At 44.6% G+C, this 7,909-nt stretch carries 7 protein-coding genes and 1 rRNA gene; all 8 read left to right on the top strand.

Annotated elements, in window-relative coordinates; translation table 11 throughout:
• Positions 1-75: ribosomal RNA gene (gene rrf, locus PAENI_RS33180) — 5S ribosomal RNA — on the top strand; the annotation flags it as partial.
• A 155-nt stretch (positions 76-230) separates the two neighbouring features.
• Positions 231-1,853: an ABC transporter substrate-binding protein gene (locus PAENI_RS07125; protein WP_149644807.1), complete on the top strand. Its 1,623-nt coding sequence runs from the start codon at positions 231-233 to the stop codon at positions 1,851-1,853.
• Positions 1,850-2,839, top strand: a complete 990-nt coding sequence (locus PAENI_RS07130) for an ABC transporter permease (protein ID WP_223178920.1) — start codon at positions 1,850-1,852, stop codon at positions 2,837-2,839. The genes PAENI_RS07125 and PAENI_RS07130 overlap by 4 nt, the downstream gene beginning before the upstream one ends.
• Complete coding sequence (locus PAENI_RS07135) at positions 2,836-3,702, top strand: ABC transporter permease (RefSeq protein WP_149644808.1); 867 nt, start codon at positions 2,836-2,838, stop codon at positions 3,700-3,702. The genes PAENI_RS07130 and PAENI_RS07135 overlap by 4 nt, the downstream gene beginning before the upstream one ends.
• Positions 3,702-4,466 carry an ABC transporter ATP-binding protein gene (locus tag PAENI_RS07140; protein WP_149644812.1) on the top strand — a complete coding sequence of 255 codons (765 nt, stop codon included), beginning with the start codon at positions 3,702-3,704 and terminating at the stop codon, positions 4,464-4,466. The genes PAENI_RS07135 and PAENI_RS07140 overlap by 1 nt, the downstream gene beginning before the upstream one ends.
• Positions 4,457-5,230: an ABC transporter ATP-binding protein gene (locus tag PAENI_RS07145; protein WP_149644809.1), complete on the top strand. Its 774-nt coding sequence runs from the start codon at positions 4,457-4,459 to the stop codon at positions 5,228-5,230. Before PAENI_RS07140 ends, PAENI_RS07145 begins: the two co-directional genes overlap by 10 nt.
• A complete protein-coding gene (locus PAENI_RS07150; RefSeq protein ID WP_149644810.1) occupies positions 5,227-6,285 on the top strand; it encodes a pyridoxal-phosphate-dependent aminotransferase family protein in 1,059 nt (352 codons plus the stop codon). The genes PAENI_RS07145 and PAENI_RS07150 overlap by 4 nt, the downstream gene beginning before the upstream one ends.
• A 2-nt stretch (positions 6,286-6,287) precedes the next feature.
• A complete protein-coding gene (locus tag PAENI_RS07155) occupies positions 6,288-7,439 on the top strand; it encodes an amidohydrolase family protein (RefSeq protein ID WP_149644811.1) in 1,152 nt (383 codons plus the stop codon).
• Positions 7,440-7,909 lie beyond the last annotated feature (470 nt).

Consider the following 7,909-nt stretch of genomic DNA (forward strand, 5'->3'; position numbering starts at 1 on the left):
AACACGACCGTTAAGCCCTCCAGCGCCGATGGTACTTGGACCGAAGGGTCCTGGGAGAGTAGGACGTTGCCAAGCACGCAAGACCACTGTTGAGTAATCGACAGTGGTCTTTTTGTTGTATTTATTTACTTAAAGGGTTGGTACGATTTAAATTTTGTTTGACAGACTACAGTGTTTAACCCATAATACAATTCATACTAAACATATAAGAATTATAGGGGGAGCGGATTATGTCATATTTTAATGTATCTGTTAAGAAACCGGTTCTGTTGGGGGCAATAGCAGTTTTGCTATTGATGATAATTGCAGGATGCTCGGGATCTAATAATAAGGCTGCTTCAAATAAAGATGCGCAGGAAAGTGCGAGTCCAGCAACAGCAACTCAGAGTCCTCAAGCGGCAGAGCCGGCAGTAGGAGGAACCTTCGTCTATGGTCGGCCTGCATCTGTAACCTCGTTGGATTTGCATAACCAGATTACGTCCAATAATGCTTTTGCAATCGACAAAGTATTTGAATCGTTAGTTGCTTTTGACAGCAAGGGCGAAATTGTAGATTGGCTTGCGAAGTCACATAGTATCAGTGAGGATGGCCTGACGTATACTTTTGAACTTCGTGATGGCTTAAAGTTTTCAAACGGTACGGATGTGACTGCAGAAGATGCTGTATTCTCCCTTGAGCGGCACTTGAAGGTTGGCGGCCCGCTGGCAATATCGGCAAAGGTCGGCACAATTAAGGCGCAGGATAACAAAACGCTTGTTATTACACTTAAAGAGCCTTATACACCATTTATCTCAGAGCTATCCAATTTCTCAAATGGCATCTTGCCTAACAATTTTGGTGGAGTTTCCGAAGAAGAATTCTTTAAGAAGCCCATCGGAACGGGACCCTTTGTGGTTGAATCATGGGATACAGCGGGTGATCTGACCTTCACTAAGAACAAATTCTACTGGCAAGAAGGTAAACCATATATTGATAAGCTAGTTTATAAGTTGATTGAGGACGATAGCCAAGCAATCAACCAGTTGAAGGCTGGGGAAGTTAATGCCATTGAATCTTTAGCGCTGCAAAATGCCAATGAGATCAAAGATGGAGCTGACACTAAAGTGATTACTAACGGCAGTTGGGTGACAGAGCAATTGTTCTTTAATACGCTGGATGAACATTTCTCGGATGTGCATGTTCGCCGTGCTCTGGCTCTGGCGCTTGATCGTGAAGGCTTGACTAAGGCTTTAACCTTTGGTTATGCGCAAACAGCAAACTCATTGCTGCCAACAACAATTCCTTATAACTCCAATGATACAATCAAAGCTTTGAACTTCAATGTCGAGGCAGCGAAGGAAGAGCTTGCTAAATCTGCCTTCCCTAATGGATTCACTACCAAATTACTTGTAGCCTCCGGCAATAGCACAAGAGCGCAAGAGGCGCAAATTATTCAGGCAGCGGGTCAAACGATCGGGATTACAATTGAAATTGAGTCGATTGAGCTTGCTACTTTCCGTGAACGGTTCTTTGCATATGATTTTGCGTCAATGCTTAATAGCGGTCAAGCGGATTCCCCGGAAGCGAACTCGATCATTGCTTTTCAAACTGATCCGGAAGGCTTCAGCAAATCATATTGGACGCATTATACGAATGATGAAGTAACGAAGCTGTTATATGAGGGCCAAAAAACAGCGGATGGCGATGCTCGCGCGCAAATCTATACTAAGCTGCTGCAGACACTTGCTGATGAAGTGCCGTATATTCCGCTTTATTATCCAGATGTTTTGAAAGGTATTCGTTCTTCAGTCGATGGCCTTGTTGTTCTACCTAACGGCAGCGCCCGTTTCGAAGATGTTCGCATCAGCCAATGACGAATCTTAAGCAGGTGTTAAATCAACCTAGAACAAGCAAGGACTCTTACAACTGGCTTGTAATATCTCTTATAAAAGCATTGGCAGTGATCTGCTGCGTAATGATAGCAGTCTTTTTCATCATCCGAATTGTGCCTGGAGATCCAGCTAAAATGATATTGGGAGAATACAGTACCCCTGAGGCGCTCAAGAGTATGCATCATACTCTTGGGCTGGACCTTCCTTTATGGGAGCAGTTCATGCGATTTCTGAAGACGCTATTTACTCAGGGGGATACTGGAAACTCCATTGTTATGGGTACATCAACAAGAGAGTTGATTATGCAGCGGGCCCCTGTCACTTTGTTGCTCATAGTAATGGCGTGTGTGTTGGCAATTTTCGTATCACTTCTGCTTGCTACAGTAGCAGCTACGCATAAGGATAAACTGTTGGATCATTTAATACGTATTTTTCCTACAATAACTTTGGGTATGCCAATCTTCTGGGTTGGCTTACTTTTAATTTTGCTCTTTAGTGTCCGGCTTGGCTGGTTCCCCGTTGGGGGAGTAAGTGAAGGGTGGATTGGAACATTGCACAGTCTTGCCCTTCCGGCAATCACCGTTGCTTTCTCACAGATTCCTACGTTGGTCCGTTCGTTAAGAGCACAGATGCTTGAAGTGTTAGAATCGGATTTTGTAGTTACACTTAAGGCTGCCGGAATACCAAGCAGGGTTATTTTATTTAAACATGTGCTGCGCAATTCGGCTCTTCCAACATTGATGCTGATGGGTGTGAATATTTCTTATCTAATCGGCGGCACATTGGTCGTTGAACAGGTGTTTGGAATAAAGGGAATTGGCAGCTTGTTATTCACTTCAATTTCGAAACGGGACTTTCCGGTTATTCAAGGAATAGCACTTTACTGTGCGCTAGCTGTTGTGATCATCAGTCTCTTGATTGAAATCATTTCTTGGTGGCTTGATCCCAGAACGAAGGGAAAACAATGAAAACGACAAGACTAGAACCACGATTGTATGAGGCTGGAAAAATGACTAGCGGCTTAAAACGAATATGGAATACCCCTTCACTTCTAGTGGGATTGATTATGTTTGCAGCTCTTATTCTCTTGACTGTGTTCATACCGTTTATAAGTCCCTATGATCCCTCCGAGCAAAATTTGAGCGCCTTTCTGCAGCCTCCGTCGGCTGAACACTGGCTAGGAACCGATCAGCTGGGACGTGATCTGTTTACTAGATTGATTTATGCAGCGAGGACTGATTTAAAAATCATGGTCTTGGCAGAAATCATTCCCTTTTGCATAGGTGTGTTCCTAGGAATGCTAGCAGGATATTACGGCAAATGGATTGATACAGTTATTACGCTGCTGTCAGATACGTTGATCGCTTTTCCTTTTTATCTAATCGTCATTATCGTTGCTTTTGCCAGTGGAGCAGGAGAACGAGGCATTTATATTACTTTTATCCTTGTAGGTTGGATTGTTTTTGCCCGTGTAGTGAGAGGTCTTAGCGCATCTTTTCGCAATCAGGAATGGGTGGCATCCGCTCAAACCTTAGGGCTACCCGGAGTAAAAATTATTTTGCGTCATCTGCTGCCCAATGCACTTCCGCAAGCCGTGGTCGTTCTTATGACAGATATGATTGGATTGCTTGTTGCCATTGTTACACTGGGGTATCTTGGGATCGGTATTACACCGCCAACTCCAGACTGGGGAACTATGATCTCGGATGGACAGCCCTTCATCACTACAGCTTGGTGGCTCTCAGCTGTCCCAGGATTTGCAGTGGTGTATACCGGAGTAGCTTTGTCGCTCCTAGGTGATGGTTTGGCAGACATATGGAGGAAAAAATGATGTCTAAAGAGCCCATTTTAGAAATAAACGCACTATCGCTGGCAGCGAAGTCAAAAGAGAGATTAGTCAACAATGTTAGCTTTTCGCTGAGCAAAGGGGAGAGTCTAGGATTAGTAGGTGAGTCGGGTTCAGGAAAATCGCTTACGCTGCGTGCAATTCTGGGACTACTTCCAAATGGTGTTGAACAGACAGGTGGCACCATTAAGAGTGACGTAAGCAGTGCGATGGTGTTTCAAGACCCAAGAGGTGCGCTTGATCCACTCTGTATGGTTGTCAATCAGCTGGCAGAAGTCGTGTATTACAGACAGAAAGTTAGTCGAAAGGCTTCGCGAATGATTGCGCTGGAGCTACTTGAAAGACTTGGTCTCCCTGATTCTTTAAAGAAAAAGGATCGATATCCGAGTCAGCTGTCAGGCGGTCAGTGTCAACGGGTAGTCATCGCTTTGGCACTGGCGTGCAAGACAGGTATTCTTCTCTGTGATGAGCCGACAACGGCGCTGGATGTCACGGTTCAACGACAAATTATTGAAACGATCACGAACCTCCAGCAGGAGTTGGGATTTGCTATGGTTTTTGTAACGCATAATCTCGCGATTGCAGCCAACTTGTGCTCACGCCTATGTGTAATGAAACAAGGGCAGATTGTTGAGCATGGCGCTACCCTTGATATTTTGCAAAATCCATCCGACCCTTACACGCAGATGCTGATTGATTCGGTGCTTCCTTTGCCAGAGCTTGAAGGGAGTAGAGACTCATGGAACTAGCCTTGCAAATAAAAGATTTAACTGTTCACTATGGAGGATTTACTGCACTGGATTGTATCAATCTGAATCTTGAGCAGCACACCACTCTTGGACTTGTTGGAGAATCCGGTTCAGGGAAATCTACGCTGGCGCGAGTAATTGCTGGACTGATTGCTCCGCATGAGGGGAAGATCCTGTTAGGTACCCAAGAGTTAAAAAGGAAAAGAAGCCGTGAGCAGCGTAAAATAATCCAGATGATCTTCCAAAATCCTGATGCATCGCTGAATCCAAAGCATTCGATTAGGCAAATTCTTTCCGAGCCCTTATTGTTTCATAAAATTGTGGGACGTACGGACGTTGAGCAAAGATGTAAAGAGCTTTTGAACCAGGTTCATTTGGAGCAAAAGGCTTTAGATAAATTCCCGCATGAATTTTCTGGTGGTCAGCGGCAACGGATAGCGATCGCTCGCGCATTAAGCGTTGAACCAAACATCCTGATTGCGGATGAACCTACAAGCGCGCTGGATGTATCTGTGCAGCTCAGTGTGCTCGAACTGTTCAATACGCTGAAAGCTGAGCTTAATCTCACCATGCTTTTTATTTCCCATGATCTAGGAGTTATCAATGCAATTAGCGATACGGTAGCAGTTATGCGGCAAGGAAAGCTCGTGGAGCAGAGCCCGAAGGATCAATTCTTCATCCGGCCTAAACATGAATACAGTTACGAGCTGTTGTCGGCGGTTCCGAAAATGCCAAAATCAAGTACATCAGGAGGTTTCTTATGAGCCCAGAACATAATGTACATGTGCCACTTTCACTGGCTGAGTACAATAAGCTTACACATTTGATTTCTACAATCTTGTTTACTGAGCATCCACCAGTTATCATCCCAGCTGAGGCAATCCTGGGGATCGAGGCGGTGGCTGCCGGAATAGCTGCACCTGGTCGAACCATTGTAAATGTAGTAACAGGTCCCTACGGAAGTCTATTTGGAAAGTGGCTTGAACGGGGAGGAGCAACGGTTATTGAAGTAAAGGTTCCTTTTGATGAAGTGGTCACTGGCGACCAAGTTGCTTCCGCAATTAAAGAGTTTAGCCCTTGTGCCCTTTCCTTTGTTCAGGCTGAAGTAGTTACAGGTGGATCTAATCCGGCTAAAGAAATATTTAAGATTGCAAAGAAGTTCAATCTCATTACTGTGACGGACTCAGTTTCTGCGGTTGGGGGAGAGGCGTTACTGGTCGATGAATGGGGAGTTGATTTTGCTGTGATAGGCGCACAAAAAGCCTTGGCTGGACCTAATGGTGTTAGCGCCGTCAGTATTTCACCACGTGGCTGGCAATTTCTTGAGTCAAATAAAAATGCACCGCGTAACTCCATTCTGTCCTTGCTAGATCTCAAACCTTCGCTGGATGGCGCCACGCCACTACGAGTTGCTCCAAATATTCCGACATTAGAGGCTAGAGCTTTGATCCTGGCCTTGACACGAATTGAAGAAGAGGGATTGGAGCAAATCATTCAGCGTCATGAAAGGGCTGCAGCTGCTACATTAGCTGGTATAGAATCCTTGGGGCTTGAGCCTTGGCAAAAGGACAGCAGACATTATTCTACACTGACTACAACGGTTCGGATTGCTGGAAAGCAAGATTTGCAGATCGAAAAACCTATAGGCATTGTGGCTCCAGGAGACGGAGAATTATTTGGCCATCTTTTGCGGATCAATCATTTCGGAACAAATGCTGCTCGGAAAAGTGTGGAGGAAGCCATATTAACGCTTGCTGAGTTATTGAAACAAGACCCTGATCAGGCATTACAGGCTGTTCGGCTGGCTTGGGGGGAATGAAGATGATTCACAAGCATCCAGAACTGCATACATTCAAGAATATTTATATAGCAGGTATCGAAGGCAAACGTTTTGATGTTGTGATCAAGGATGGCTATTTTTCATCTATTGCTGAAGCGGAGCCGCAACAAAATAATTCAACTCCTACAGGCACAGAATTATGGATAAGTCCTGGTATAATTGATCTTCATACGCATCTTGCTTGGACAGACTTTGATCATGAGGACCAATTGAAGCGCGACTCCCAGCAGATCGAAGCCATGCAGGCGCAAGCGTTTGAGGCTACTCTAAGGACGGGTGTAACGACTGTACGGGATGCAGGCGGAATTGTGCCAAGCACAGTGCAGCATCTTGTTCAGCAGTATCAGCAGCCTTTAAGAGTGCATACCAGCAGCGATATGCTTGGAGCAGCAGATGCCCGTGGAATTAAGCATTTGGAACAACGGATGGCGCAAATCTTTGCTACAGGAGCGGGCTGGGTAAAAATCATGGCCACAGGCGGTCTTGGGGCGCCCACCGAGAAAGTCGTAGATCCGATCTTTTCCGAAGAAGAGTTCGCATTCATTGTTCGTAATGCACATGCTCATGATAAGAAGGTACTGGTTCATACCTGGGGTGGAGTAACGATAGACTGGTCCATTCAGGCCGGGGTGGAATCTATAGAGCATGGGATGTTTCTAACTGAAGATCAGGCAGGGAGACTTGCTAATTCGGAGGTAGCTTTTGTACCTACTACATCCATCTATCGCATTGCCGCAGATCCGAAAGGCGTTCTAGCGTTGAACCCGATCATTTGCGAACGAGCTGCCCGCGCTGCTGAATCGCATTCCAAAGCCATTAATTATGCAAAAAGAGAGGGCGTTCGTATTGGATTCGGTACAGATTATGCTACACCCTCATTACATGGTTATAACCTTCAAGAACTGGATACGTTGATTGATTATGGCTTAACTCGCAGAGAAGCGTGGCAGTCAGCTACTAAAAGCGCTGCTGACATTCTAGGGAGCGGTAACGAGCTGGGGCAGATTGCAGAAGGTTTTATTGCAGATGCTGTTGTTTTCAATGTCGATCCATACCAGGCTTATAATGCAGAGATACTTAGAAACAGTATCGTTTCCGTAATTACTGGAGCGAAGGAAGCGGAATTAATTTAGATTCGTCTAAGCTATCTTCTAAAAACAACTGATATCTTTTTCAGTTGTTTTTCTTTTATATTATGGAATGTATATAAGGCAACAGTATATAAAGATAGAGTGTATTCATTAATACATGATTTATGGTTTTTAAATCTTTCAAAAAAAAGTGTTGCAATGAATCTCTATACATGATATATTCTATTTCTGGCCGAGAAACACACATGCCGAGCTCGAAAAAGAAGTTAAAAAAAGAGCTTGACATTAAACGGCTGAACATGATATAGTATAAGAGTTGCTGCTGAGACATTAAACGGCGCCAACGAGAACTTGATCTTTGAAAACTGAACAACGAGTGAGTAGGAAATCACGAAAGTGAAATCCAAAATTAGAGAATTAATTTTCTCGTCAGATGTTTCAAAATGAGCATATCGCTCTTTTCAATACTAATTGGAGAGTTTGATCCTGGCTCAGGACGAACGCTGGCGGCG

Source organism: Paenibacillus sp. B2(2019) (genome assembly GCF_008370385.1).
Lineage (GTDB): Bacteria > Bacillota > Bacilli > Paenibacillales > Paenibacillaceae > Paenibacillus_AQ.